This is a genomic window from Acinetobacter sp. GD03645, from assembly GCF_029845285.1.
Lineage (GTDB): Bacteria > Pseudomonadota > Gammaproteobacteria > Pseudomonadales > Moraxellaceae > Acinetobacter > Acinetobacter corruptisaponis.
On the sequence record NZ_JAOCLL010000002.1, the window covers coordinates 255,492 to 281,234 of the forward strand.

21 protein-coding genes are annotated in these 25,743 nt (G+C 44.8%); 8 read left to right on the forward strand and 13 right to left on the reverse strand.

Annotated features, from left to right (window positions below; translation table 11 throughout):
• Positions 1–14: 14 nt before the first annotated feature.
• Positions 15–1,376, reverse strand: coding sequence for an MFS transporter (locus tag N5J47_RS02690; RefSeq protein WP_279958759.1), 1,362 nt, complete (start codon positions 1,374–1,376; stop codon positions 15–17).
• A gap of 419 nt (positions 1,377–1,795) precedes the next feature.
• Positions 1,796–2,878 carry a DUF475 domain-containing protein gene (locus N5J47_RS02695; RefSeq protein WP_279958760.1) on the reverse strand — a complete coding sequence of 361 codons (1,083 nt, stop codon included), beginning with the start codon at positions 2,876–2,878 and terminating at the stop codon, positions 1,796–1,798.
• A gap of 174 nt (positions 2,879–3,052) precedes the next feature.
• Between N5J47_RS02695 and tenA the strand changes: the two genes are divergently transcribed.
• Positions 3,053–3,727 carry a thiaminase II gene (gene tenA, locus N5J47_RS02700; RefSeq protein WP_279958761.1) on the forward strand — a complete coding sequence of 225 codons (675 nt, stop codon included), beginning with the start codon at positions 3,053–3,055 and terminating at the stop codon, positions 3,725–3,727.
• Between the two features lie 145 nt (positions 3,728–3,872).
• Here tenA and N5J47_RS02705 read toward each other — a convergent pair whose 3' ends face one another.
• Positions 3,873–4,226, reverse strand: coding sequence for a DUF1304 domain-containing protein (locus N5J47_RS02705; protein WP_279958762.1), 354 nt, complete (start codon positions 4,224–4,226; stop codon positions 3,873–3,875).
• 54 nt (positions 4,227–4,280) lie between these two features.
• On the reverse strand, positions 4,281–4,853 hold the full coding sequence (locus tag N5J47_RS02710) for a DUF2939 domain-containing protein (RefSeq protein ID WP_279958763.1): 573 nt from the start codon (positions 4,851–4,853) through the stop codon (positions 4,281–4,283).
• Between the two features lie 211 nt (positions 4,854–5,064).
• Here N5J47_RS02710 and uvrA point away from each other — a divergent pair, with 211 nt between their 5' ends.
• Positions 5,065–7,896 carry an excinuclease ABC subunit UvrA gene (gene uvrA, locus N5J47_RS02715; RefSeq protein WP_279958764.1) on the forward strand — a complete coding sequence of 944 codons (2,832 nt, stop codon included), beginning with the start codon at positions 5,065–5,067 and terminating at the stop codon, positions 7,894–7,896.
• On the opposite strand, the gene N5J47_RS02720 is transcribed toward uvrA, so the two are convergent.
• Both N5J47_RS02720 and N5J47_RS02725 read right to left on the reverse strand, forming a co-directional pair.
• A complete protein-coding gene (locus N5J47_RS02720) occupies positions 7,876–8,583 on the reverse strand; it encodes a hypothetical protein (protein WP_279958765.1) in 708 nt (235 codons plus the stop codon). The genes uvrA and N5J47_RS02720 overlap by 21 nt on opposite strands.
• 104 nt (positions 8,584–8,687) lie before the next feature.
• Positions 8,688–10,406 (reverse strand): GGDEF domain-containing protein, encoded by a 1,719-nt coding sequence (locus N5J47_RS02725; protein ID WP_279958766.1) that lies wholly within the window; start codon positions 10,404–10,406, stop codon positions 8,688–8,690.
• A gap of 1,082 nt (positions 10,407–11,488) precedes the next feature.
• Between N5J47_RS02725 and omp33-36 the strand changes: the two genes are divergently transcribed.
• Positions 11,489–12,358: a porin Omp33-36 gene (omp33-36, locus tag N5J47_RS02730; RefSeq protein ID WP_267980857.1), complete on the forward strand. Its 870-nt coding sequence runs from the start codon at positions 11,489–11,491 to the stop codon at positions 12,356–12,358.
• Between the two features lie 120 nt (positions 12,359–12,478).
• On the opposite strand, the gene N5J47_RS02735 is transcribed toward omp33-36, so the two are convergent.
• The gene (locus tag N5J47_RS02735) at positions 12,479–13,129 is read right to left on the reverse strand and encodes a response regulator transcription factor (RefSeq protein WP_004678977.1); all 651 of its coding nucleotides are present in this window, start codon (positions 13,127–13,129) and stop codon (positions 12,479–12,481) included.
• A 349-nt stretch (positions 13,130–13,478) separates the two neighbouring features.
• On the opposite strand from N5J47_RS02735, the gene msuE reads away from it, so the two are divergent.
• Complete coding sequence (gene msuE / locus N5J47_RS02740) at positions 13,479–14,219, forward strand: FMN reductase (protein WP_279958767.1); 741 nt, start codon at positions 13,479–13,481, stop codon at positions 14,217–14,219.
• Positions 14,220–14,404: 185 nt separating this feature from the next.
• On the opposite strand, the gene acs is transcribed toward msuE, so the two are convergent.
• The gene (acs, locus tag N5J47_RS02745) at positions 14,405–16,348 is read right to left on the reverse strand and encodes an acetate--CoA ligase (protein ID WP_279958768.1); all 1,944 of its coding nucleotides are present in this window, start codon (positions 16,346–16,348) and stop codon (positions 14,405–14,407) included.
• A gap of 274 nt (positions 16,349–16,622) precedes the next feature.
• Here acs and N5J47_RS02750 point away from each other — a divergent pair, with 274 nt between their 5' ends.
• On the forward strand, positions 16,623–17,192 hold the full coding sequence (locus tag N5J47_RS02750; protein ID WP_279958769.1) for a DUF805 domain-containing protein: 570 nt from the start codon (positions 16,623–16,625) through the stop codon (positions 17,190–17,192).
• A gap of 116 nt (positions 17,193–17,308) precedes the next feature.
• Positions 17,309–18,289: a mechanosensitive ion channel family protein gene (locus N5J47_RS02755; protein WP_267980861.1), complete on the forward strand. Its 981-nt coding sequence runs from the start codon at positions 17,309–17,311 to the stop codon at positions 18,287–18,289.
• Here the strand turns inward: N5J47_RS02755 and N5J47_RS02760 are convergent.
• Together N5J47_RS02760 and N5J47_RS02765 are read right to left on the reverse strand one after the other, a co-directional pair.
• The gene (locus N5J47_RS02760) at positions 18,269–18,976 is read right to left on the reverse strand and encodes a 16S rRNA (uracil(1498)-N(3))-methyltransferase (RefSeq protein WP_279958770.1); all 708 of its coding nucleotides are present in this window, start codon (positions 18,974–18,976) and stop codon (positions 18,269–18,271) included. The genes N5J47_RS02755 and N5J47_RS02760 overlap by 21 nt on opposite strands.
• Positions 18,973–20,289, reverse strand: a complete 1,317-nt coding sequence (locus tag N5J47_RS02765) for a 3-deoxy-D-manno-octulosonic acid transferase (RefSeq protein ID WP_279958771.1) — start codon at positions 20,287–20,289, stop codon at positions 18,973–18,975. Before N5J47_RS02765 ends, N5J47_RS02760 begins: the two co-directional genes overlap by 4 nt.
• A 153-nt stretch (positions 20,290–20,442) precedes the next feature.
• Here N5J47_RS02765 and N5J47_RS02770 point away from each other — a divergent pair, with 153 nt between their 5' ends.
• Positions 20,443–21,459, forward strand: a complete 1,017-nt coding sequence (locus N5J47_RS02770; RefSeq protein ID WP_279958772.1) for a hypothetical protein — start codon at positions 20,443–20,445, stop codon at positions 21,457–21,459.
• Positions 21,460–21,559: 100 nt separating this feature from the next.
• On the opposite strand, the gene N5J47_RS02775 is transcribed toward N5J47_RS02770, so the two are convergent.
• The 3 genes from N5J47_RS02775 to prfB form a co-directional block, all read right to left on the reverse strand.
• Positions 21,560–22,624, reverse strand: coding sequence for an alkene reductase (locus tag N5J47_RS02775; RefSeq protein ID WP_279958773.1), 1,065 nt, complete (start codon positions 22,622–22,624; stop codon positions 21,560–21,562).
• Between the two features lie 51 nt (positions 22,625–22,675).
• Complete coding sequence (locus N5J47_RS02780) at positions 22,676–22,978, reverse strand: helix-turn-helix transcriptional regulator (RefSeq protein WP_038346460.1); 303 nt, start codon at positions 22,976–22,978, stop codon at positions 22,676–22,678.
• 161 nt (positions 22,979–23,139) lie between these two features.
• Positions 23,140–24,235 (reverse strand): peptide chain release factor 2 gene (gene prfB, locus N5J47_RS02785; protein WP_279958774.1). Its coding sequence is split into 2 segments (ribosomal slippage): positions 23,140–24,162 and positions 24,164–24,235, totalling 1,095 coding nucleotides; the frame shifts between segments, so codons are not numbered across the junction.
• A 676-nt stretch (positions 24,236–24,911) separates the two neighbouring features.
• Here prfB and N5J47_RS02790 point away from each other — a divergent pair.
• Entirely contained in the window at positions 24,912–25,679 is a 768-nt protein-coding gene (locus tag N5J47_RS02790; RefSeq protein WP_004769952.1) for a putative porin, read from the forward strand.
• The last annotated feature ends 64 nt before the right edge of the window (positions 25,680–25,743 follow it).

The window sequence follows — 25,743 nt, forward strand, 5'->3', positions numbered from 1 at the left end:
TATAAGAGTTATGCTTAAATGGCTACCTCTTTGCCCAACAAGTGCGTTAAATCTTGTCGCCCAGCATCATCAATACACTGCTTATCGACCTTAATATAGGCAACCTGCTGTTCGGGCATCACCACCACTTCTTCAATACCACGAATTGCCAATAGTTTTGAAGTCCATTCATCTGTTTGTACCGCTTGAGGCAGGGGCAATACAATCGAGGATAAATATCTTGGCTGCGCCAGCCCAAAACTAATCAGCAGCCATAGTATAGCAATCCCCGCCAGCACACTCCACCCGAGCGCAGTATTCTGTAACATCAAAAGCTGCCCACCCAGCGTACCGCCAAAGAATGCGCCCAGAAACTGGCTGCTGGCGTTTACTCCCATTGCGGTGGCCTTGGACTGGAGGGGTGCGGCCTTGGACAACCAGGATGGCAGCAAGGCCTCCATCACGTTGAACGCAATAAAGAAAATGCCCAGCCCAGCCAGTAGTACATATTTGGATTCATAACCGAAGATCAGGATCAGCAAACCACCAATAATCCCCGCAATTGCAGACAGGAAAATGCCCCGCATCTTGCGGTATTTTTCCGCAATGATGATGCTTGGAAAGGCAAAAAACAGGCTAATCACCAATAGTGGCAAATAAACCAGACCATGTTTGGCAAGTGGAATCTGCGCATATTCAATCAACTGTGATGGCACATAGATAAACATGGCTGTTAACAACAGGTGCAGGGCAAAAACCGATACATGCAAACGGTTCAGGTCTCCCATCTGCATCACCTGTTTCAGTTGATTCAGATAGCCCTGCTGAAAGTTTCGATGATGTCGGGTCACTTTCGGAACCAGTAACAACATCAGGATTGCCGCCAGCCCCATCAGTGTGGTGACGAAAAATAGTCCTGAAATACCCACAATACTGGTGAGCCAAGGTCCCAAGCTGAATGCCACCACAAAGGACAAACCAATGCTCATGCCCATCGCAGCCATTGCCTTGGTTCGCTGCTCCTCACGGGTGACATCGGCCAGCAATGCCATCACCACCGCTGACACTGCACCCGCGCCCGCAATCGCCCGTCCAATAATCACCCCATAAATGGTGTCAGACAGGCCAGCAATTGCCCCGCCCAATGCAAACAGCAACAGGCCCAAAACAACCAGGGGTTTTCGGCTAAAGCGGTCTGCCAACAGGCTAAATGGGATTTGTAAGATTGCCTGGGTTAGGCCATACACCCCGACAGCCAAACCAATCAGGGCTGGTGTTGCATACTGGTAGGACTGCCCTGCAACAGAAAAGACAGGAATAATCATGAACAGGCCCAACATGCGTAAGGCAAAAATGCTACTTAAGGCAAAGGTTGAACGGCGTTCTAAAGCATTCATTGTTGATAAGACACTGTAACTGGCTTAGCGAATTATAAGCCATTCGCCTACAAAGGTTATAAATAGATTATGAAAAAACACAGGGGCTGTTGACATTTCATCCATGCATTGCGTTATCGGCTAAAACGACATAAACAAGGCATGAAACGCAGGCAATGGCAATCCCTTGGCAAGTTTCATAACACAGTTTAGGGAAGTTTTAGCCATAACCCTGCGGGACAGGGATATTTTTTGCCGCTACTGCGTTATGCCTTGCTCATTTAGAATGACTAAATTTCGCAAATCACGCCTTGTACCGTCTAAAAAATATCCTCTGTCGCAAGCATCTATGAAGTATCAACAGCCCCTAGCTTTGGGAGAAAAAATAAGGGAACAATATTTGCTCCCTTATAAAATACATGACCAAACTGAAAATGAGCTTAAGAGGCCTGCTGTTCCCGCTTACTGTACTGAATCGAGGCAAGTACCGCCCAAACAATAAAGGCGACCCCGATCAAACCTGTAACCACTTCTGGCACATGCAGGCCTGTACCGCTGGCAATCATGATAAATGCCAGTGCGCCAATCGCGTAGTGTGCGCCATGTTCAAGGAAGATATAGGCATCCAGCGTTCCTTTCTCCACCAGATAGATTGTCATCGAACGGACAAAGATCGCACCAATCGCAAGACCCAGCATGATGATCACCACATCACTGGTGATGGCAAACGCCCCAATCACACCATCAAAGCTAAACGATGCATCCAGCACCTCAAGGTACAGGAATCCACCGAAACCCGCCTTGACCACACCTGAAGCCGCCCCACTGGAATCATGCGTCACCGCATTGCCATTCTCATCAATTTCAGGTTCGCCACCCAGTAAATGGCTCAGCACCTGCACGCCAATATACACCACGATGCCCCAGATGCCCGCCATCGTCACCGCAAGACGTGCAGCCTCATCCACATTCGCCGCCATGATCAGCATTGCGATGAGTGCCAGGAAAACCGACATCGCAGGAACACTGGCCAGATGCGCCAACTTGGCCTCCAGCCACCTGAACCAGTGGGTTTCCTTGCCATCATCAAAGAAGAAATTCAGGAACACCATCAACAGGAAAGTCCCGCCAAAAGCAGAAATCTCAGCATGATGCGCCATTAAGCGTTCTGAATAGGTTTTTGGATCATTGAGTGCCAGTTTAGCCACTTCGACCATGCCCATATCGGCAGTCACAGCTACAATCACCACAGGGAAAACCAGACGCATCCCAAATACCGCGATCAGGATACCCACCGTCAAGAAAATCATTTTCCAGAAATGATCCCAACCACGTAATACCGACGCATTCACAACAGCGTTGTCAAACGATAGGGAGACTTCCATCACCGCCAGAATTGCAGTAATGGTGAGCGCCTTGAGCATGGTTGCCACACCTGCTTCGGGACCATGCGTATAGCCCCAGTAGGCGGATAGTGCCAGACACACTACCGTAAAAAAAATTGAGAAACGAAAATGCTTCATGAGCAGCCTTTATACGAAATCGTCAGGATTTAAAAATGTGCCTATTGTAGGCGAATTTTGAGCTAAAAATTGTGAAGATTGTTGCACTTATTTTTGGGAAATGCATTGGCGAAAACCAGACTCTGCTATAGTTTTGCCATGATTGATGAAATAACACGTTTATAGGTTCAGTTTATGACGTTTTCTCAAGATGTTTGGCAACGTAATCTCGATTTATATCAAAAAATATTGGCACTGCCTTTTAATCAGGAGCTTGCCGCTGGCACACTAGACAGTAAGGCGTTTTGTCATTATGTCATTCAGGATGCACATTACTTACTGGCTTATGGTCGCGCATTGGCTGTTGCAGCAGCAAAGGCCTTTGACGCAGATGACGTGATCCAGTTTTCTGAGGCCGCCAAAATTGCGATTATTGTGGAGCGCAGCCTACATAAGGATTTCATGCAGGCGTTTGGTATTACTAAAACCGAGTTTGAAAGCACGCCTTTAACCCTTGCCTGTCATCATTACACATCGTTCCTGACCGCAACGGCCTGGTCGGAAAGCTACCCTGTGGTTTTAGCCGCGCTGTTGCCGTGTTTCTGGATTTATGCAGAGGTTGGCAACGATATTGTCAGCCAGTCTGTGGAAAATAATCCCTATCAGGCATGGGTGGATACCTATTCAGGTGAGGAGTTTCATACCGCGGTACACAACGTGATTGCAACCGTTGATAAAGTGGCCGCACGCTGTGATGCGGATACTTTGGCAAAAATGCATGCAGCCTATAGCATGGGTGCAAAACTGGAATGGCTCTTCTGGGACAGTGCCTATCAGCAAAGAGAGTGGTTGGGGTTGGATCACGCCTAAAACAAGTGATACAGACATAAAAAAGCCCCTATTCAGGGGCTTAGTCGTATATCGTATTGTCCGATATACTGTATGAGGCTCATCTCAAACTGAGCTCATTAAACCATAAACAAAGTTGAATAAATACTTTTATTGTTGAGTATTATCAAAAAAGATTGACAACAATTAAGGTGATCAATGCAGGTACAGCCTGAATATAAATAATTTTTTTACTGGCGGTCAGTCCACCATAGATGCCTGCAACCAGTACACAGCCTAAAAAGAAGTTGGCAATTGCAACAGCAAAGCCTGCGGGTGCCAGTAACGACCAAAACAAACCTGCTGCCAGAAAGCCATTATACAGGCCCTGATTTTGTGCCAGAACCTTGGTCAGCTGTGCTTTCTCTGGTGTGTTACCAAAAGCCTTTAAACCGTAGGGTTTATCCCATAAAAACATTTCCAGCACTAAAATATAAACATGCAATATAGCAATCAACGCAATTAAAATTGTTCCCAACATTTTATTTGTTCCTTGTTTTGCACTTTACACAATTGATTTTAATGTAGCACTGATCTATTTCAATTGCTCAATTGGCAATACGATTTGTGTGACTTTCCAGCTCAAGCCTTGTCTTTGCAAAATGACATTAATTGGAGGCTGCTTTTGTGGATGACGGATTTCCACCGTAAAGCGATTGAATGACTGATATTTACCATGATAAGACAGCTTTTCCTTTGCCTGCTCTCCTGCCTGTGTTTGCTGTTGTTCGGACTGTTCAAGCTGGGCTTGAAATGGCAAACTTTCTTTTAGCTTTTTTCCCTGTAAAAGCATGGCAACGCCTTGGGGACTGACCATCACATCCACCATTTTATCAACCATCGAAGAAGCCAGTAAGGCACCGAAAGCGGCAAAGCCACCCTCGGATGCCTGTGCATGTTCTGGAAATTTCTTTACGAGCTCAGTATTCAACTGATCCTTGATTCCCTGTCGAACACTGGGAAAATCCACATAGGCTGCCAGTGCTGCACTGTCCTCATTCTTTAGTGCCTGATGGATTTGGTAAATCACCAGATAGGGAGACGCATACACATAAACGAAAGCCAGCAGAATAATCGCAACAATCGAAACTTGCAGTTTTTTTGACATGATGCCCTCGGTTTTAGGAATTTATTTTTGAATGGATGGTCTGTAAATCTCAGGGATAAGTCTTTGGGTCACATTAGAATTTCATGTTAAAAACATATTTGAAATCATTAATCCGACACAATCTGACGTTTAAAATCGTTTTGTTACAGCTTGAACAATTTTAAATCGCTATTATATACACGTTTTATTCGCACAATTTCGAGATGTATTTATGAGTCAAAGTCATATCCGTATTCGAGGCGCACGTACCCATAACTTAAAGAATGTGTCACTCGATATACCACGTGACAAATTTGTGGTGATTACGGGACTTTCTGGCTCAGGTAAATCATCGCTCGCCTTTGATACCCTGTATGCCGAAGGTCAGCGCCGCTATGTCGAGTCGCTTTCGGCCTATGCACGCCAGTTCCTTTCGCAAATGGAAAAACCCGAGGTCGATTCAATTGAGGGCTTATCCCCTGCGATTGCGATTGAGCAAAAGTCGACCAGCCACAATCCTCGTTCGACGGTGGGAACCATTACCGAAATCTATGACTACCTACGTTTGTTGTATGCACGTGTCGGTACGCCATACTGCCCTGAACATGACCTGCCAATGGTGGCCCAGACCATTTCCGAAATGGTTGATGCAGTCAAGGCACTGCCCGAAAGCACGGCATTGATGCTGCTTGCGCCTGTGGTGCGTGAGCGCAAGGGTGAATATACCCAGCTATTTGAACAGTTACAGGGTCAGGGCTTTGTTCGTGCCCGTGTTGATGGTGAAATCATTGATATTGATACCCCGCCTGAACTGGACAAAAAGAAAAAACATACCATTGAAGTGGTGGTGGACCGCTTTAAGGTACGGGATGACCTTGGCAACCGTATTGCAGAATCCTTTGAAACCGCTCTACGTTTAGGCGGCGATATAGCGGTTTTATCATGGATGAATGGTGAGCATCCTGAACGGGTGTTCTCGGCAAAACACTCCTGTCCTGAATGTGACCGTGCGGTGGCTGAACTTGAACCACGTTTGTTCTCATTCAACAATCCATTTGGTGCCTGCCCTGTCTGTGATGGTCTAGGCACACGTAGCCATTTCAGTGCAGAAAAACTGATTCCAAATGCTGAGCTTTCCATCAGCCAGGGTGCAATTCGAGGTTGGGACAGACAGCGTCCTTATTACTACACCATGCTGCAAAAAGTCGCTGATCACTTTGGCATTAGTCTGGATGAGCAGTGGAATAAGCTGGATAAGGATACGCAGAAAAAATTCCTGCAAGGCACAGGCAAAGAGAAAATCGACCTGAGTTATATTGATGAACGTGGTCGTAAGCACACCCGTGTGCAACCGTTTGAAGGAATCCTGCCACATCTGGAACGTCGTTACCGTGAAACTGAGTCAAACTACGTTCGTGATGATCTGGCTCAATATCTTTCCAATGCCGCCTGTGATGCCTGTGGTGGTTCACGTCTGAATGAAATCTCACGTCATGTTCGAGTCAAGGATAAAACCATTGCACAAATCACTAAGATGTCGATTGGCGATGCTGAAAACTATTATCAGGACCTGAACCTTGAAGGTGCCAAAGGTGAAATCGCCGATAAAATCTTTAAGGAGATTCGTGAGCGTTTACATTTCTTGGTCAGTGTTGGACTTAATTACTTAAGTCTCGCACGTTCGGCTGAAACCCTGTCAGGTGGTGAGGCGCAGCGTATTCGTCTCGCCTCACAGATTGGTGCGGGTTTAATGGGCGTGATGTATGTGCTTGATGAACCATCCATTGGCCTGCACCAGCGTGATAATGATCGCCTGTTACAAACCCTGATTCGCTTACGTGATCTGGGCAATACCGTATTGGTGGTCGAGCATGATGAAGATGCGATCCGAGCCGCTGACCATATTATTGATATTGGTCCAGGTGCGGGGATTCACGGCGGTGCCATCATTGCCGAAGGAACCTATGAGGAACTGGCCAATCACGCTGACTCACTCACAGGTCAATACCTCTCAGGTAAGTTAAAAATTGAAGTGCCAAAACAACGTACCCAATCACCTCGTCCAAATGAAGTGATCAAGCTGTCTGGCGCTAGTGGACATAACCTGCAAAATGTTGATCTGACCATCCCATTAGGTATTATGACCTGTGTCACGGGTGTGTCAGGTTCTGGTAAATCAACCCTGATTAACCGCACCCTGTTGCCTTTGGCCGCCACACAGCTGAATGGCGCAACCACACTCACTGCGGAAAAATTTGATTCAATCGACGGCTTACAGCATCTGGATAAAGTGGTGGATATTGACCAAAGCCCGATCGGACGTACGCCACGTTCGAATCCTGCGACCTATACAGGTTTATTCACCCCGATTCGTGAATTGTTTTCGCAGACACCTGAAGCCAAGGCACGGGGCTATAGTGCAGGCCGTTTTTCCTTTAATGTGAAAGGTGGGCGTTGTGAAGCCTGTGAAGGCGATGGCATGATCAAGGTGGCGATGCATTTTCTGCCTGATATGTATGTGCCTTGTGATGCCTGTCATGGCAAGCGTTATAACCGCGAAACGCTGGAAGTGGGTTATAAAGGCAAGAACATTTCCGATGTGCTGGAAATGACCGTCGAGGATGCGGCAGAGTTCTTTAGCGCGATTCCCGTGATTCACCGTCGTCTGGAAACCTTGATGCAAGTAGGTTTGGGTTATATCCGTCTGGGTCAGGCAGCGACTACACTTTCAGGTGGTGAAGCGCAAAGGGTAAAACTGGCTCGTGAACTGGCAAAACGTGATACAGGTAAAACCCTGTATATTCTGGATGAGCCGACCACTGGCCTGCATTTTCATGATATTGCCAAGTTGCTGGATATCCTGCATGAGCTTCGCAACAAGGGCAATACGATTGTGGTGATTGAACATAATCTGGATGTGATCAAGACGGCTGACTGGGTGATTGATTTAGGGCCTGAAGGTGGTTCGGGTGGTGGCCAGATCATTGCAGAAGGTACACCTGAGCAAGTTGCTGAAGTTGAGATTTCACATACAGGGCGATTCTTAAAGCCGATGTTGAAATAAATTTAACTGGTTCTTAAATACTGGCGCAAATTTAGGTTGATTTTGTCTCTCTAGCTTGAATTTACGCCAACTCCCTAAATGTTGAGCTGGTGCATACTCAATATTATCAAACAAGGAATGCTGAGTTTGCTGGAGTTTCTCAGCACGCTTTAAACATTGCCTTAACCATGAATAAGACATTTTCATATAATCAGCGATATTTAAATAGGTATATTTGAGTAATTTAGGTTTTAGACTTTCAAATAGCTGAACATAGGCTAAAGCCATCGAAAAACTATTTTCTTGAATCTGCTTTACCTGCTTCTTTCGTAATATTTGCTGTTCCTCGGCATCAATCATACCCTGTAATGGCTCAGTTGATGTTGGAGATGATATACCCAAAAGAATTGGATTAATTGCCTCGTCTGGATCATTTCGAGAAGTTTGATCCATACTCAATGCTTTTTTCAGCACACGATCAACGCCATGACCATAAAGACTCCACATCTTTTGTTTTAGTTCAACCCAATGTTTAGGATTGCATAAATCAAATTCATCCATCCACTTGTCTATAACAAATAGAAAAGCATTTTGGGCAATATCATTAGCATCATATTGTTTAGAGGATCGAGCTATCTTCTGCCAGTCTTTATGATGGTCGGGTGAATAAATTATCTTACACAATTTTTCTTGGTCTTTCGGCAGCACAGGCAAAACTCAATTTTTTTAATTATCTTGCATGCTAACAACAGCAGATTTAAATTCGCTGACTTATTTAGAATAACGATAAAAATCATATTATTAAACCCACTTTACCCCTCCACCACATTTTTACCTTTTGCCTTAGCCCTTAACATCGACTGATCGGCTTTTTCCAAAAGCTCCAACCAGCTTCCTGCACCAATCGCCACGCCAATACTGACCGAAACCTGAATCGCTTCATCCATATTAGAAATTACAATACGCTCTTTTGAAATACCCAAACGAATACTCTCAGCAATCGCCTTTGCCACATCCATTTGGATATTTTCAATCACCACCAAAAACTCATCACCACCATAACGCACAATCAGGTCAGATGAACGTACATGCTGCTTTAACTGATCCGCAATCATGACAATCACCTGATCACCAACAATATGCCCATACTGGTCATTTACGAATTTAAAATTATCAATATCCACCACAATCACACAGGTTTGTGCCAAAGACTCAGGCTGTGATTCCAAGATACCAATATATTCATCCAGGGCCAAACGGTTGGACACACCTGTTAAAACATCAGAATTCGCAATCTGTTTAAGCTGCAATTCCATCATGTCACGCTGTTGCAGCATGTCTTTTAGCTTACCTATCGCCTCAAACAGGGAAACAAATTCTTGCTGAGGTTTGCTCGGCTGCTGCTCATCAGGCGTATTTGATAAGCCTAGAATCATATCTCTGGCCCTGATCAGTGGGCTAAAAACCCTTTGCCTTGCATAAATCATGGTAAAAATCGCGATCAACAGGCAAAGACTGGAAATACACAGGGTAAAGATCAATTGATGTCTGGCACTTTTATGCTGTTCAGTGGCAACTTCAATGCTGTAGTCCAGAATATAGTTTTGCAAGTCCATCACCGTGATGAACTTATCAACAATACGTTCCGTCAGTTGCGTTCCAGTTAAGAAGTAGGCTTCATTATTCTTGCTTTCATCCAGCAGTTTCACGATGAGAGGCAGACCCTGATCCAGAAACTCAGTTTTTACACGTCGATATAAATATTGATATTCAGAGGTTTTTGCATTTTGTGGCTGAATGGCATCCACCATTGTCCAAAAATATTGTGCCTGATGCTGGGTTTGTAGGGAACGTGCCCGATTCTCGTCAGAAATTTTCTCGCCAAAGGTAACAGGTGCCATAATGTTCGAAGCAACCCGCCCTGCCTGATCACGCATATCGGTCAACACCAGAATCGAAATAAAATAATTCGACATCTTGCTGTCTTTGGTTTTCGACTGGGTCATTAACACATTGAGCAATTTACGGTTGCTATCCCAAATCTTAAACATTGACACAATTGCATGGTCAAGCTGGGCAGAAGTACGTTGATCAGCTGGAATTTCGGCATAGGCATCGACCTTTTTACGTCCCTGTGCCAGTTTTGGTTTTAAATCCGCCCTCAATTGTAGCGCGATTGAATCAAAGCCATTTTTTTGTAGTGTGAGGATGGTTTCATTGATTTGCGCATCCACCACCTGCCTGAATGCCTGTAATTCTTTCCTGTTGTTTTCCAGTTCATCTGGCTGGCTCGACATCAGCTTATTGCTGGGGGCACGTTCCCTGGAAATTTTGTTGGCGGTTTTCACCAAGGCACGCAAACTGGTCATTTCAGTCAGTACCTGTTGGGTTTTAATATATTCTTGATCACTATGGATAATAAGCGGAATGGAAATATAGAGGATCGATAAGATAATCACGACCATACAGGCAAAAAGGCGCAGGCTGATTTGCTCTGAACGTAATTTTTCATTCTTTAACTTACGTTCCATGCATACACCTTGCGCTTCTCAGGAATATTTCGGCTGATTTTTAAACAGACAATGATTCTACCTGAATTTTAATTTGTACTGTCATGATTTAGGTGCTTCTTTAGTGGAAGTAAAATGCCAATTCATCGGGAAACTAAATCCATAAGATGAAAATTACCAATTTCACATATCTGCCGAAACAGGCAATAATTTAACCAGTTCCAAAGAGTCCTTTTGATCCATAAACCCTCAAGGATGTTTTCTCCCCTCTATTGAAACATCCTTTTCTAATACCCAATCTTTCAAATTAAGGTTGGGTCTTTTTTTATGGGAAAATTATGCTTCTTTCGGCAACCCATACGTGATTCTCCCAGATCATAAAAAATAATCTTGGAGCACCAACCTGTTCGAATCCCAGTCTTTTATCTCTCATTTAATTGCATATTAAATGACTAAAATAATAGGCAAAAAAAAAAGCTCAGCCTTGGGGAAAGCCGAGCTAGTAAACAATGATGCATGACACATCGAATACTCGAGAAAATGTTATGAGGTAAAATGCAAATACCACACCTCTTGCTCACTATTATGTGAACCACATCTCAAAAAGTAAAGTCGATTAAATAGATCAGATTTACATTTTTCATCGTTTTTGTTAATCCATTTTAAAAAATCCAGCCTTTTGTTAACCTGGTTTTATCTATCTTATTCAGATAATCTACTTAAATTATAAAAAACAAACCGCATAAACACAGGAAAAGTAGATTCTATTCACACTTTTTAAGCTTAATTATGTAATTTTTCCGCCCACATTAAATGTAAAAAACGATCAATAATATCGAATAAATCAATTAAAATATGGAATTATGACCATCCTATTACAGCGATTTCAAAGATGAAAATTTCATCTATCTAATTGTTAGTTATATATTTCGTGTCAGGTTGACAAAATAAAATATATTTGTCTATTTTTTAAACAACCCTTAGCCCTTGATTGTTCGTTTATCGGAGTAACCCATTTATTACATTGACTTCATATTTTGTTACAATACAATGAATCCTGTTTTTAGATGTATATCTTTTTTTTATTAATGCTGGAAATTCGTATGAAAAAACTCGGTTTAGCCACTGCTTTAGTATTAGCCATGACCGGTGCTCACGCTTACCAATTCGAAATTCAAGGTCAGTCTGAAGCCCTAGATTCAAATGATGAAAACAGAGATTATAACAACTTTACTGTGGGTGGACAGGCAACCTACTATTTCAATAATGTAGATGCATCTAAAGGTCCTTTGGCAGAAGCTGCTTTCCTTAACCAGGCTTCAAATGTTGCTGTTGGATATAACTTTGCAAACCTTGACGACGTTAAATCCCAAAACGTGGGTATTAAGGCTGAAGCTTACCTGCCAACTCCATATATGCCTGCATATGCAAGCTTAAGCTACAGCGCAACTGACAATGACGGTAAATATGGTCTTTCTGATGACCGTGGTCAACGCTGGGCAGTTGAGTTTGGTTCTGTTATCGCACCAAATTTCCTTGTGGCTGTAGGTTATACCAACGTTGTTGAACAAACATCTTTAGATACGTTCACAATCCTAAACAGTGGTTTTGCCAAAGCGGTTGGTGAGACAGCGACGATTGCCGATGACCAGGATGCGATCACTGCACGTACTAAATACGTTGGTGCAATCACAGGTACTCCAATGTCAATTGGTTTTGAAACAGGTATTGTTTACGGTCAAGACACTGCGTACGAGTTAAAAACTGATTTGTACCTAAACTCACAACTTAGTGCAGGCGTTTCTTATGCTGAATCTAGCTTTGCTGGTTCACCAGACTCAGCTTGGGGTGTGAATGTAAACTACTTCATCACTCCAGCAATTGCGGTTGGTGCAAGCTATGTAAATGCAAATGCTGTAGGTTCTGACGCAGATATGCAAACTGTTGGCGTAAATGCGAAGTTACGTTTCTAAGATTGAATTGTAGTTCTGTCCAGAACCCAGATTGATCATAAAAAAACCAGTTCATTTTGAACTGGTTTTTTTATTTTAGGGAGAAATTGGAAAAGTCATTCAGTTCTCACCTGCTCTCGACTACATCTTCTTGTCTTCGATATTTAAGGCACTGATTGCCAGCACTGCCTGAGTACGGTTTTGTACGCCAAGTTTACGGAAAATGGCGGTTACATGCGCCTTGATGGTTGCCTCGGACACTTCCAGGTCATAGGCAATCTGTTTATTCAGCAATCCCTCAGCCACCATCATCAACACGCGGAACTGCTGCGGTGTCAGTGACTGTAAACGCTCTGCCAGTGCGGTTTCGTCCGCAGCCCTTGGGTCAAATCCCGCATGTGTCGGTAAATTCGGTGGCAGCCAGATCTCACCCTCCAACACCTGCTTAATGGCCTCGCCAATATGGCTGGGGTGTGAAGATTTTGGAATGTATCCCATTGCCCCGTGTGCAATTGCCCGCTGGATAATCGACACTTCTTCATGGGCAGAAACAATGATGATTGGAATCGCTGGATACTGTGCCCGTACATACACCAGCGCAGAAAATCCAGAAGCACCTGGTAGATTCAGGTCCAGCAACACCAGATCGGGTTCCGCCCCATGCTCCAGCCGCGCATAGAATTCGTCAACATCGGCCGTTTCCTGAATCTGTGCCTGTGGCAGGCTATAACGAACCGCTTGAATCAACGCATGTCTAAATAAGGGATGATCATCTACAATTAAAATATTCATAAGCGCTTTACGCAATCTGTAAGTACGTCAATGTACTGTGTTTATTCAAATTCAATCTATCCTAGCCTATTTTTAAATAAACCGCAGGTCAAGCACAAGACCTGATTTATTTCCTTTTCCAGCAAAATAAATCGAATATTTATATAATCCATATCCTATTTATTCAAGAATAAAGCCCTTAAAGAAATATTGAATAGAAACATGCAATTAAAACCAACTAACTTCAAGCCTATCGTTATTTTTAGATATATCGATAAAAAAGATAAGCTTGCAGCATTTCCTTATTTTACAGCCAGCATATTCAGGTAGATAAATAGGGGCAATTCAGGAAAACTGCCCAGGCCCAACCATGCCAAATCACAAGACAATCACCACTCCCCTCAACATTGTTGCCGTTTCAGGGGGGCTAAATAGTCCCTCTAAAACTGAAAGTTTAATTCAGGCCATCCTTGATGAACTTTCAGAAGCGATCAGCATTAAGGTACATTTCATTAAACTCAGTGAAATTGGTCCTTTATTGGGTGGCGCCATTTACCGCAACCAACTGCCACAGCGTGTACAGGATGACCTTGCCGCAGTTGAGGCGGCAGATGCCCTGATTGTGGGCACACCCGTTTACCGTGCATCATTCACTGGTTTATTTAAACACTTCTTCGACTTTGTTGAACAGACTGCTTTAGTCGATGTTCCTGTATTGCTGGCGGCTTCAGGCGGTAGTGATCGGCATGCACTGGTGCTGGAGCATCAGCTACGTCCGCTATTTAGCTTTTTTCAGGCACAGACCCTGCCGATTGGTGTATATGCCACTGATCGCGACTTTACACCTGAATACACGGTAAAAAGTGAGCAACTGTCAGACCGTGTGACCCTGGCTGTGGCACGTGCCCTACCAATTCTGGAATGGGCACCTGCCAAGGGTCAACGTGCGGCGGCAACCAGGGCAAAAACTGAACAGGCCAACCAGAATCTCGGTATTAACAAACAGATTGAACAGGCGGATGTGCTTCCCTCAGCGGCAGTACCTGATCTGGATGCGGCAGAATCCCGCCTCCATCCAAAACCACAAAAAAATCTAAACCACGTTGCATAAACAATAACGCGGTTTTAGCCTTGATAAGAAGAAAAATAAAGTAATGGCAAGTATTATTGCCCCAAGACTCGGCTTGGGGCTTTTTATTTTCGGCAGGTTTCAACTTTCCTGGCTGACCATTAAACACTGCTCATAAAAAAGAGCGTTCACTTGAACGCTCTTTTCTTTTATTATTTGGGTAAGGCTTATCTGTCTGGATAAACCGTTGCAATGAGGGCATCCACCACTGCTGGTTCAGCAAGGGTTGAAGTATCACCCAGTGTATCCAGTTCATTGGCGGCGATCTTTCTCAGGATACGGCGCATAATCTTGCCTGAGCGGGTTTTTGGCAAGGCAGGTGCCCAGTGCAAGGCATCAGGCGTTGCCACTGGCCCAAGTACCTTACGCACCCAGTTGACCAGTTCCTTGCGCAATTCCTCCGATTCAGCCACATCAGCCTGTAAGGTGACAAAGGTACAAATCCCCTGTCCCTTGATGTCATGCGGCATTCCAACCACCGCAGCCTCGGCAACAGCCTCATGTGCAACTAACGCACTTTCAATTTCGGCTGTGCCTAAACGGTGACCTGAAACGTTGAGGACATCATCCACACGGCCAGTAATCCAGTAGTAGCCATCTTCATCACGGCGCGCACCATCGCCAGTGAAATAGCAGTTTTTAAAGGTGGAGAAGTAGGCTTCAATAAAACGCTCTGGATCGCCCCAGATGGTTCGCATCTGGCCTGGCCATGAGTCTTTAATCACCAGATTGCCCTCATTGGCACCCTCCAGCTCATTGCCCTCACCATCAACAAGGGCAGGCTGCACCCCAAAGAATGGGCGGGTTGCCGAACCTGGTTTTAATGCGGTTGCACCTGGCAATGGTGAGATCAGGATTCCACCCGTTTCAGTCTGCCACCATGTATCCACAATTGGGCAACGGCTTTCACCAACGACTTCATAGTACCAGTTCCACGCTTCTGGGTTGATTGGCTCACCAACTGAACCCAACAGGCGCAGGCTGCTGCGGTCACTTTCACGCACATAGGCATCACCCTCACGCATCATGGCGCGAATGGCGGTTGGTGCGGTATAGAGGATGGTGACATTGTGCTTGTCAATCACATGGCCGATACGCGCCCATGTTGGATACTGTGGAATCCCCTCAAACATCACTGTTGTGGTGGCATTGCTGAGTGGGCCATACAGCAGGTAGCTATGGCCTGTAATCCAGCCCACATCTGCGGTACACCAGTACACATCATCCTCTTTAAGGTCAAACACTTCCCTAAAAGTGGTGTTGACGTAAACCAGATAACCACCCGTGGTATGCAGCACCCCTTTTGGCTTGCCTGTTGAACCAGAGGTGTAAAGGATAAAAAGTGGGTCTTCCGCCTTCATCGGCTCAGGTGGACAGTGCTCATCCACTTCCATAATGGCAAGATGATACCAGATGTCACGCGCCTCATTGAACTGAATCGGGTTGCCTGTACGGTGTACCACAATCACGTTCTCTACACTGTCCGTTCCCTGAATGTCCAGGGCGGCATCAACATTTTCCTTCAATGGGATCAGCTTGCCACCACGCATTCCCGCATCGGCAGTAATCACCAGTTTGGCCTGGCTGTCCTCAATACGGCTGGCCAGTGAATCGGGCGAGAACCCCCCGAACACCACACAGTGCACCGCACCAATGCGGGCACATGCCAGCATGGCAATCGCCGCTTCAGGCACCATTGGCATGTACAGCACCACACGGTCACCTTTCACCACACCCTGTTTCTTCAACACATTGGCAAAACGGCACACCTCATCATGCAACTCGGCAAAGGAGATGATTTTATGGCGTGATGGATGGTCACCTTCCCAGATAATGGCAGGTTTTAATGGATTATCCTTGAGATGACGATCCAGACAGTTTGCGGAGACATTCAGCTCACCATCAGCAAACCATTCAATCTTGAAGTCATCCTGACTAAAATTGGTATTCTTGACCTGGGTAAAGGGCTTAATCCAGTCAATCTTTTGCGCTTCTTCCGCCCAAAATGCTTCAGGCTGCTCAATGGAATGCTGGTAACGTTTGAAATAGTCTGCTTCCGAGATTCTTGCCGTTTCTTTGAATTTATCAGGCACTGGGTAGATTTCTTTCATAGCTTACTTCCTTGGTTTTTTATTTCATACCCTAGATGATCACATCTATTCTTCTGGTATGTTTTGTTCTCTCTTGCAGTATGGACACCATTTACAAGACTAAACAATGCGGCTTTGGTCGTAGGAATGTTACGATCAGTTTATTTTCAAAAATTTACTCAAAATAATTTAAATTTGAACTGCTTGTCTATGCTTTTTGTTTTTAAAATAAGTGATTATTTTGATCATTGCCCATACCTTAAAAGATTTAATAAACAAAAAATAGGAAAATATGATGTTGAATCCCACACTCTCCTCCCAGACACAGCCCATCAATGACCATCCCTTATCCGCCAAGGGGCGGTTTAACCGACTCAGCTATCTGGGCTGGTATGGCCTGCTCAGCCTGACCTGCATGGCGGTTTTGATCTTCCTTATGCTGTTCACTGGCATTGTCAGTATTCACAATGTCAATCTGGACACCCCCATGCTTTCCGCATTTCCAGGCCTTATGATATTCGCCATGATTGCACTGTGGTTTGCAACGGTTTATTTCCAGATTATTTTCCTGATTCGTCGTCTACACGACCTCAATAAAACAGGCTGGCTGAGCCTGCTGCTGCTCGTTCCCCTTATCCAGTTGCTATTTACCTTCTATGTGTTGCTTGCGCCAGGTACGCCCTATCGCAATGATTATGGCGATGTCCGTCCATCCACCACTTGGGAAAAGTTGCTGGCATGGATCATGATCATCCTGAGTATCTTGATGATGCTGTTTATCTTCGTGTTTTTCTATTACTTTGCCAGCCCAGACTTATGGGAGGGGCCAACACAAATTATCCAGAACACCACTGGATACTTCTAGGTTTCCAGAGCATAAGTGGGGTGAAACAACAACTGAACTTTACATGCATATTTGCGATAAATTCATTATGATTGCTTCCCCTTTCCATTCCCACTTTGCGAAATAGAGATTTTTCTGTGGCAAATGAACAAACAACCCTGACCAATGTCGCCAAGGACACAGGTGAACTGATCCAGCAGGCAGGTGCCAAAACCACGCAGACTGTATTGGCCCATACTGAAAAATACCATGATGCCTATACCACGATTGACAAGATCATCGACAGTTTCTGGCAGCGGGTTCCCTATATCTGCATCGCGATTGCGGTGTTTATCATTTTTTGGCTGTTGACCAAGCTGTTTAAGTTCTTTATTCGCAAAACGCTGGAAAATCGCAGCTACACCCGCCAAAACCTGGTATTGGTACTGAATCGGGTCGGCAGCACCTTTATCCTGTTCTTTGGTTTCCTGATCGCGCTGGTGATTGCCATTCCAGGCTTTACCCCTAGCCAACTGATTGGGGCGCTGGGGATTGGTTCGGTCGCCATTGGTTTTGCATTTAAGGACATCTTCCAGAATTTACTTTCAGGCGTGCTGATTCTGCTGGGGGAACCTTTCCGCATTGGCGATGACATTGTGGTGAATGGCATGGAGGGCAATGTTGAGGATATCCAGATTCGTGCCACATTCCTGCGTTCTCCAGATGGTCGCCGTATCGTGATTCCCAACGCAACGGTCTATACCAGTGCCGTAACGGTGAACAATGCCTACCAGCGCCGCCGTTGTGAGTTTATGGTGGGCATTGGCTATGAAGACAATATCCAGCAGGCCAAGGACATTATCCTGAAGATTCTGGACCATAACCGTAACGTGCTGAGTCAGCCTGCCTTTTCAGTGAATGTTACCGCACTAGCCGACTTCTCGATTAACCTGACGGTACGCTGGTGGGTCAACACCACCGAAACCTCAACTGGAACCTCAATCAGCGAGATTCAGGAACTGGTGGTGGCAGCCTTTGATGAACAGGGTATCTCAATTCCCTACCCTGTACAGGAAGTAAAAGTCGATCGTGGCGATCAGTCAGACAACGCCGAGCGCTCAGACAAACAACCGACCTAAAATAGACGATACCGCTGTTTCAGTACGCAAAATTCGGTTGCCAAGGCTCATGGCCTGGCAACCATTTTTTTGCAGTAAATCGACTTCATACGGAATAAAGCCGCCTTCTGGCCCAATGATCAGGCTACATGAATGCTGGATTGCATATGGCATCTGCTGTTCTGCATAGGGATGTGCCACATAGGCGGGCCGTTGTCCTGAAATAAAGCTTGGCAATATATCCTCAACAAAAGGTTTAAACCTTTTGTAAAGCTGGATTTCTGGTTCGATGGTGTCACCCGCCTGTTCCAGCCCTAGCGTTACATAATCATTGAGTTGCTGTAAAAATGGGCTTTGCCAATAACTCTTATCCACCCGATAGCTATGAATCAGGCTAATTCGCTCCACGCCCAAAGTCACCGCATCCATGATGACACGGCGCAGCACTTTGGGACGTGGCAATGCCAGAATCAAATGCACAGGCAACTTTGCAGGTACGGCTTCGACCTGAATCGGCCTGAGTACAATATGTTGCTCTGAAATCGTTACAACTTCAGTGAGATGGCGCTGACCATTGCGAACACCGACCTTTAAGGTATCTCCAGCATTTAACTGAATATGCTGGCTTAAATGTTGCAGTTGTCTTGGATTTTCAATTTTCCAGAACTCGGATTGGGTTTGTTCAGCTTCAAGTAAAACAATATTCATGATGATGCGGTTTGCTGTAAATAGTGGTCCAGCAACTGGATATGTTTTTGTAGAGAACCCTTATTGCGCTGCAACACCTGCTGGGCGTGAGTAACCAATTGCTGAGTCTGGAATTGATCATTCAGATAACCTAAAAGCTGCTGTACCACCTGCTCGGCATTTTCCCCAATCAGGATGCCCTGTTCTGCCACAAACTCATCGACAATACTCTGGAAATTAAAATAGCGGGGGCCAATCACCGTTGGAATATTCAGCACCATCGGTTCCAGAATATTGTGTCCTCCCCCAGGTTCATTCAATGAACCACCGACAAAACAGGCCTGGCTCAAGGCATACCATAGCCACATCTCACCCATACTATCGGCAAGAAAAACCTGTGTATCTGGTTGAATCGTTTGGTTTAGGCTTCGACGCTGGGTATTTAAATTTAAACGCTGACAGACACTATAGACCTCATCAAAACGTTCAGGATGACGAGGTACAACGATGCAACATAACTCTGGATGGGTTTGTAAATGGGACTGTAATTGCTTGAGTAAAATTTCTTCTTCAGGTGCATGTGTACTTGCAAGCACGATGAGCTGTCGGTCTGCCAATTGCCACTGTTGTTTCAATTGCTCAGCCTGTTCGATATAAGATTGCGGTGCAGCAATATCAAATTTAATATTGCCTACCACCTGACTTTTGGCCTGATCCAAACCTAATGCCACATAACGCTGTTGCGTTGCGGTATCCTGTGCCAGCAACCAAGTCAGTTGCTGTAACATCGGCTGGGTAAGGCGAAGAACCTTGCCATAGCCTTTGGCCGATTTTTCAGAAAGTCGGGCATTCAGCAAGATACATGGAATATTTTGCTGCCGTGCTTCCGCAATCAAATTTGGCCAGATTTCAGTTTCGACCAAAGCCAACAGTCGAGGTTGGTAGAGATTGAAAAATTGCTTGAGTAAAGGCTTTTGATCAACTGGTAAATATACTGCCTGAAATAAATTTGAATATTTTTCAGCAAATAATGACTTGGCTCGTGCCTGTCCTGTCTTGGTGGTATTGGTCACCAACACCGCATGACCTTGTTTTAAATAATGCTCAATCAAGGGCTGTGCGGCATTGGTCTCACCCACTGACACGACATGAAACCAGATTGCATTGACATTTTTAGCTGGCTGGAAAGGCCCGAAACGCTCGACACATTCCTGCTGGAACAGCACCTCATTTTCCGCCCGTTGTCTTATTTTCCAGCGATAGAGCGGCTTGAGACACGCCAGTAAAAAGTTATACCAGAACGGGGTTTGTCGTGTTGTCTGTGTCTGCGCCATCCTAGACCATACATTACCATTTCATCTCAGCCCATTATGCGGAAATTGATGGGGTTTTGACAATTTATAATTGTGGAAACGACCATTGACCCAATCGGCTGAAACAAAAAATGATAGGCTAATACACCAACAAGAATAGCTTTGAGAAAAACCATGCAGCCTGATTGGTCCGACCAGATTAGACCACCCCAACCAGAAAAAAGTCATTACCCAGCACGTAGCCCGATTAAAATCATGCTGCCTTTTTTGTTGTTGGCGCTACTGTGCTGCCTATGGGCGCTGTTTGCCAGTCATCTTGAAGCGCTGATGACCGCCAGTTTCCTGATCGGTGTTCCGTTTATCATTGGGGCATTGATCGCCTATATCCAGAACTATCAGCATGCAGTTTCCTTTGTGCAGTCCTTTAAAGTGATTTGTATTTTTCTGGTGGTGTTGCTGCTGTTTGCCATCATTGTGCTGCATGAGGGTGCGATTTGTGTGGCGATCATGACCCCGATTTTATTTGTGGGCATGCTACTGGGTGCGGCCGTGATGAAATGGCTGTGTCATTTTATCTGGAAACCGAATAAAGCCATTTATAGCATTGCCTTGCTGCCTTTTATCCTGCTGACCTTACCAGAGAAAACCCAACTGCATTATGATCAGGTGGAAAAAAGCATTGTGGTTGATGCACCTGCTGAAGTGATTTGGTATCAGCTTAACCATGCACATGATATTCGACCAGAGGAATTTAAACCCAGCCTGCTGTATTCCATCGGTGTGCCCTATCCTGTTTCAGGCATCACCAAAACCACAGATGAGGGGCTGATTCGTTATTCGACCTGGCAAAAAGATATTCATTTTGATGAAATCATCCAGCAGTCCAAACCGAACCAATATTTAAGCTGGACCTATCGCTTTGCGCCAGATTCAATTCCCAAAGGTGCGCTGGATGATCATGTCAGTATTGGAGGGAAGTATTTTGATCTTAAATATACCTCTTTTGAACTGACCCCAATCAATCCGCAACAAACCAGAGTGACCTTAAAAATAGACTATCGCATCAGTACCGAAGTGAATTTCTATGCCAATCGTGTTGCGCAACTGATGGTGCATGATTTTTCCAATGTGATTCTGGATTTTTATAAGAATCGAAGTGAACAGGCGGTAGTGCAGCAAAGCAAGACTTAAAATTAAATGAATATCGGGCAGATCATCATCCACCCGATATTCATATTTTTATGAGAATGATACAGGGCATGATGGAAACCATGCCGAATAAAAACGCAGCCTATGCTTCCAGTTGTTCAAAAACAGGATAATCGGTATAACCTTCTGCACCTGCACCATATAAAGTTTCGAACTGAATTTGATTTAAAGGCAAATCATTTTCCAGACGTTCCAATAAATCAGGATTGGCAATATAAGGTTTACCAAATGAAACTGCATCCGCCTGTCCAGTAGCCAAAATACGATTCGCTGATTCGGCAGTTAAGTTTTCATTGGCAATCCAAACGCCTTTAAATTTAGGGCGCAGTTGCGGCTGTAGACTATCTTCCGCCTCATATTCACGAGTGAAAATAAAGGCAACATTGCGCTGATCAAGCTGTTCAACCACATAACCAAAAGTCGCAAGTGGGTTGTCATCCCCCATGTCATGTGAATCGCCACGCGGTGCCAGATGCACACCCACTCGACCCGCACCCCATACTTCAATAAAGGCATCAACCACCTGTAGAAGTAAACGGGCGCGGTTTTCAATTGAACCACCGTATTCATCTTCACGTATATTGGTTGAACTTTGCAGGAACTGGTCAATCAGGTAGCCATTGGCCGCATGTAGCTCAACACCGTCAAAACCAGACGCTTTGGCAAGTTCAGCAGCATTCTTATATTGCGCGACAATATCCTGAATTTCTTCATGCGATAAAGCACGAGGCGTGACAAAAGGACGTTTTGGACGAAGCAAGCTCACTTCACCTGCGGGCTGGATTGCACTCGGCGCCACTGGCGTGTCGCCATCCAACAGGTCTGGGTGTGAAATACGTCCCACATGCCAAAGCTGAACCACGATTTTTGAACCCTGTGCATGCACCGCATCTACAATTTTATGCCATGCCTGCGCCTGTTCCTGTGACCATAAACCTGGAGTATTGGCATAACCTACCGCTTTTGGGCTAATCACCGTTGCTTCAGTAATGATTAAACCTGCATTGGCACGTTGCTGGTAATATTCCACCATCAAGTCATTTGGAATACGCTCCGCCCCACTGCGCGCTCTGGTCAGGGGTGCCAAAACCAGACGGTTTTTAACCGTGAAATCACCCACTTGCAGCGTAGAATTTAGTTCAGCCATGATCGCCTCAACTTCACTTTTTCAGTCGTGCTGGGCTTATGCAACACGGTATTAAAGTGTTTGTTTTAAATGTTCGATGTATTGCTGAATCAAAGCTTCATTGCGGGTAAAATATGACCATTGTCCATATTTCTCAACCTTGATCAAACCCGCCTGTTGTAACACAGACAAATGATTCGACATGGTCGATTGCGCCACCTTGCCTAAACGTTCAATGTGCCCTGCACATACGCCACGTTCAAAACTGCCACCACATTCCTGCACAGGCAAAAATTGCTCAGGCTGTTTCAGCCATTGCAAAATCTGTCGGCGTAATGGATTGGCTAAGGCCTTGCTGATTACATCAATATCCATAGACTCACCACGTTTCTCAACAGGCAAAGCTTTGTTCAGCACCTGAATTCATTATATCGAATTTTATAAATATTAATATCCATCTTTTCCGATATTAATATCATATTTTTTCGATTAACAAACCTGTGCTGAACGAGATTGCCGTTTTAAGCTGACTAAACTTATAGACCCTGCTTTAAACTTGCTTCAATGAACTTATCCAAATCGCCATCCAAAACTGCTTTGGTATTTGAATTTTCAATCCCTGTACGTAAGTCTTTGATGCGAGAATCATCCAGCACATAAGAACGAATCTGGCTACCCCAGCCAATGTCCGACTTGGAGTCTTCCAGCGCCTGAGCCGCCTCATTACGTTTACTCATTTCCAGTTCATAGAGTTTGGCACGTAACTGTTTCCAGGCATGGTCACGGTTGGCATGCTGTGAACGCTGGTTCTGGCACGCCACCACAATGCCTGTTGGGGCGTGGGTCAAACGTACCGCAGAGTCAGTTTTGTTAATGTGCTGACCACCCGCACCCGACGCACGGTAGGTATCGGTACGGACATCGGATGGATTGATGTCAATTTCGATGTTGTCGTCAATCTCTGGCGATACAAACACTGCCGAGAATGAAGTATGACGGTTGTTGTTACTGTCAAATGGCGACTTGCGTACCAAGCGGTGTACGCCACTTTCAGTTCGCAACCAGCCATAGGCAAACTCGCCATCAACACGAATGGTTGCCGACTTAATGCCCGCCACATCACCATCAGAGACTTCCATCAATTCAGCCTTAAAGCCATGACGTTCAATCCAGCGCAGATACATACGCAATAACATGGATGCCCAGTCCTGTGCCTCTGTCCCGCCTGAACCTGACTGGATTTCAAGGAAGCAAGGATTTGGGTCCATTGGATTGCTAAACATACGGCGGAATTCAAGATTTCCCAATGCCTGTTCGGCACTGTCCAATTCGGCCTGCACATCGGTGAGTAAACTTTCATCATCGGCCTCAACCGCAAGATCCAGCATGGCCTTGGCATCGTCCAACTGTTCCGCAAGACGGTCAAACACACCTAAAGTATTTTCTAAACTGCCCTTTTCCTTGGCAATCGCTTGGGCACGATTTTGATCATTCCAGATTGCAGGGTCTTCTAGTTCTCTTAAAACTTCTTCTAAACGCTCAGCCTTTAGATCGTAGTCAAAGATACCCCCGTAGTGTCTGGCTACGATCAGTTAAATCTTTCAATTGGTTTAGATACGGATTAATTTCCACGTGTCTTTTCTCTCAATATTTTTCACACAATTCACTATTTTAACATAACTGCCCTATACGACACAGCCACCTGATTCCGACAAGTTTTATTGATAAAGATAGGGTCTGTTGACATTATCAGCCATGCATTGCGTTATAGGCTAAAACGACATAAACAAGGCATGAAACGCAGGCAATGGCGACTCCCTTGCCAAGTTTCATAACGAAGTTTAGGGAAATTTTAGCCATAACCCTACGGGACAGGGACATTTTTTGCTGCTACTGCGTTATGCCTTATTCATTTAGAATGGCTAAATCTCATAAGTCATGCCTTGTATCATCTAAAAAATGTCCTCTGTCGCAAGCATCTGTGAAATGTCAACAGACCCTAATATTTAGGACAGTTTTTCTGATGGATTAATATTTATGCTTATCTGTTTTTTTCATAGAAATGAGTAAAAATTACACGAAAAACACCAATGTACACAATATCTCCTAAGTTTTAATAAATCAAAACATTTAAAAATTATTAATAATAATCAAAAAGATAAAATGTCAATTTTACAAGTCATTTACATTTTTAATGTTAAATTACCTTCCAGCGATTGACGATCATTTTTTTTCCACTAGACTAAAAGTTGTAACAAAACGTGTAATCAATATTCACTTGGTTCATTATCTCAAAAGGGGCATAACCATGAAAAAATTAGCAATTGCATCGGCACTTTTATCTGTACTTGCAGTGACAGGAACCGCTCATGCGTATCAAGCTGAAGTGGGTGGTTCATATACCTATACAGATTGGGACGATTTTGATAGCACAAACAATTTTGGTGTGGATGGGACTTATTATTTCAATCCCGTGCAAACCCGTAACGCACCACTTGCTGAGGCTGCGTTCTTAAACCGTGCCAGCAACGTGAATGCAAAGATTGACTACGCCAGCAATAGCGGTGTGAAAAATTCTGAATATGGCGCTGGGGTTGAATACTTCGTACCGAACAGCGACTTTTACTTAAGTGGTCGTTTGGGCCGTACCGAACTTGAAGTGGACAACACTCCAGTGGATCGAAAAGTAACAACTTATGGCGCTGAAGTGGGTTATTTACCAGCACCAGGCTTGTTGCTTGCATTGGGTGTGACTGGCTACGATGAAAAAGATGGTAAAGATGGTGCAGACCCAACCGTGCGTGCCAAGTACGTGACTCAGGTAGGTGGCAATGATGTCAACCTTGAAGCCTACGGTGCGTTTGGTGACTTGGATGAATACCGAGTTAAGGGTGACTACTATCTTGACAAGACCCTCAGTGTCGGCGCTGACTACTACAACAACGACTTAACTGATCGTGATGAGTGGGGTATTTCTGCGAAGAAATTCTTCAACCAGCAGGTCAGCCTTGAAGGTCGTATTGGCTTCGGTGATGACTACAATACCTATGGTATCCGTGGTGCATACCGCTTCTAATTCTCTCCAGAGAGAATATAGGGTCTGCTGATCTTTCACAGACGCTAAGGAATCCACCCTGATG

Excerpts from the sequence above, each read along its gene's own strand:
- N5J47_RS02690 (WP_279958759.1), bottom strand. The coding sequence starts at position 1,376 with ATGAATGCTTTAGAACGCCGTTCAACCTTTGCCTTAAGTAGCATTTTT.
- N5J47_RS02695 (WP_279958760.1), bottom strand. The coding sequence starts at position 2,878 with ATGAAGCATTTTCGTTTCTCAATTTTTTTTACGGTAGTGTGTCTGGCA.
- tenA (WP_279958761.1), top strand. The coding sequence starts at position 3,053 with ATGACGTTTTCTCAAGATGTTTGGCAACGTAATCTCGATTTATATCAA.
- N5J47_RS02705 (WP_279958762.1), bottom strand. The coding sequence starts at position 4,226 with ATGTTGGGAACAATTTTAATTGCGTTGATTGCTATATTGCATGTTTAT.
- N5J47_RS02710 (WP_279958763.1), bottom strand. The coding sequence starts at position 4,853 with ATGTCAAAAAAACTGCAAGTTTCGATTGTTGCGATTATTCTGCTGGCT.
- uvrA (WP_279958764.1), top strand. The coding sequence starts at position 5,065 with ATGAGTCAAAGTCATATCCGTATTCGAGGCGCACGTACCCATAACTTA.
- N5J47_RS02725 (WP_279958766.1), bottom strand. The coding sequence starts at position 10,406 with ATGGAACGTAAGTTAAAGAATGAAAAATTACGTTCAGAGCAAATCAGC.
- omp33-36 (WP_267980857.1), top strand. The coding sequence starts at position 11,489 with ATGAAAAAACTCGGTTTAGCCACTGCTTTAGTATTAGCCATGACCGGT.
- N5J47_RS02735 (WP_004678977.1), bottom strand. The coding sequence starts at position 13,129 with ATGAATATTTTAATTGTAGATGATCATCCCTTATTTAGACATGCGTTG.
- msuE (WP_279958767.1), top strand. The coding sequence starts at position 13,479 with ATGCCAAATCACAAGACAATCACCACTCCCCTCAACATTGTTGCCGTT.
- acs (WP_279958768.1), bottom strand. The coding sequence starts at position 16,348 with ATGAAAGAAATCTACCCAGTGCCTGATAAATTCAAAGAAACGGCAAGA.
- N5J47_RS02750 (WP_279958769.1), top strand. The coding sequence starts at position 16,623 with ATGTTGAATCCCACACTCTCCTCCCAGACACAGCCCATCAATGACCAT.
- N5J47_RS02760 (WP_279958770.1), bottom strand. The coding sequence starts at position 18,976 with ATGAATATTGTTTTACTTGAAGCTGAACAAACCCAATCCGAGTTCTGG.
- N5J47_RS02765 (WP_279958771.1), bottom strand. The coding sequence starts at position 20,289 with ATGGCGCAGACACAGACAACACGACAAACCCCGTTCTGGTATAACTTT.
- N5J47_RS02770 (WP_279958772.1), top strand. The coding sequence starts at position 20,443 with ATGCAGCCTGATTGGTCCGACCAGATTAGACCACCCCAACCAGAAAAA.
- N5J47_RS02775 (WP_279958773.1), bottom strand. The coding sequence starts at position 22,624 with ATGGCTGAACTAAATTCTACGCTGCAAGTGGGTGATTTCACGGTTAAA.
- N5J47_RS02780 (WP_038346460.1), bottom strand. The coding sequence starts at position 22,978 with ATGGATATTGATGTAATCAGCAAGGCCTTAGCCAATCCATTACGCCGA.
- N5J47_RS02790 (WP_004769952.1), top strand. The coding sequence starts at position 24,912 with ATGAAAAAATTAGCAATTGCATCGGCACTTTTATCTGTACTTGCAGTG.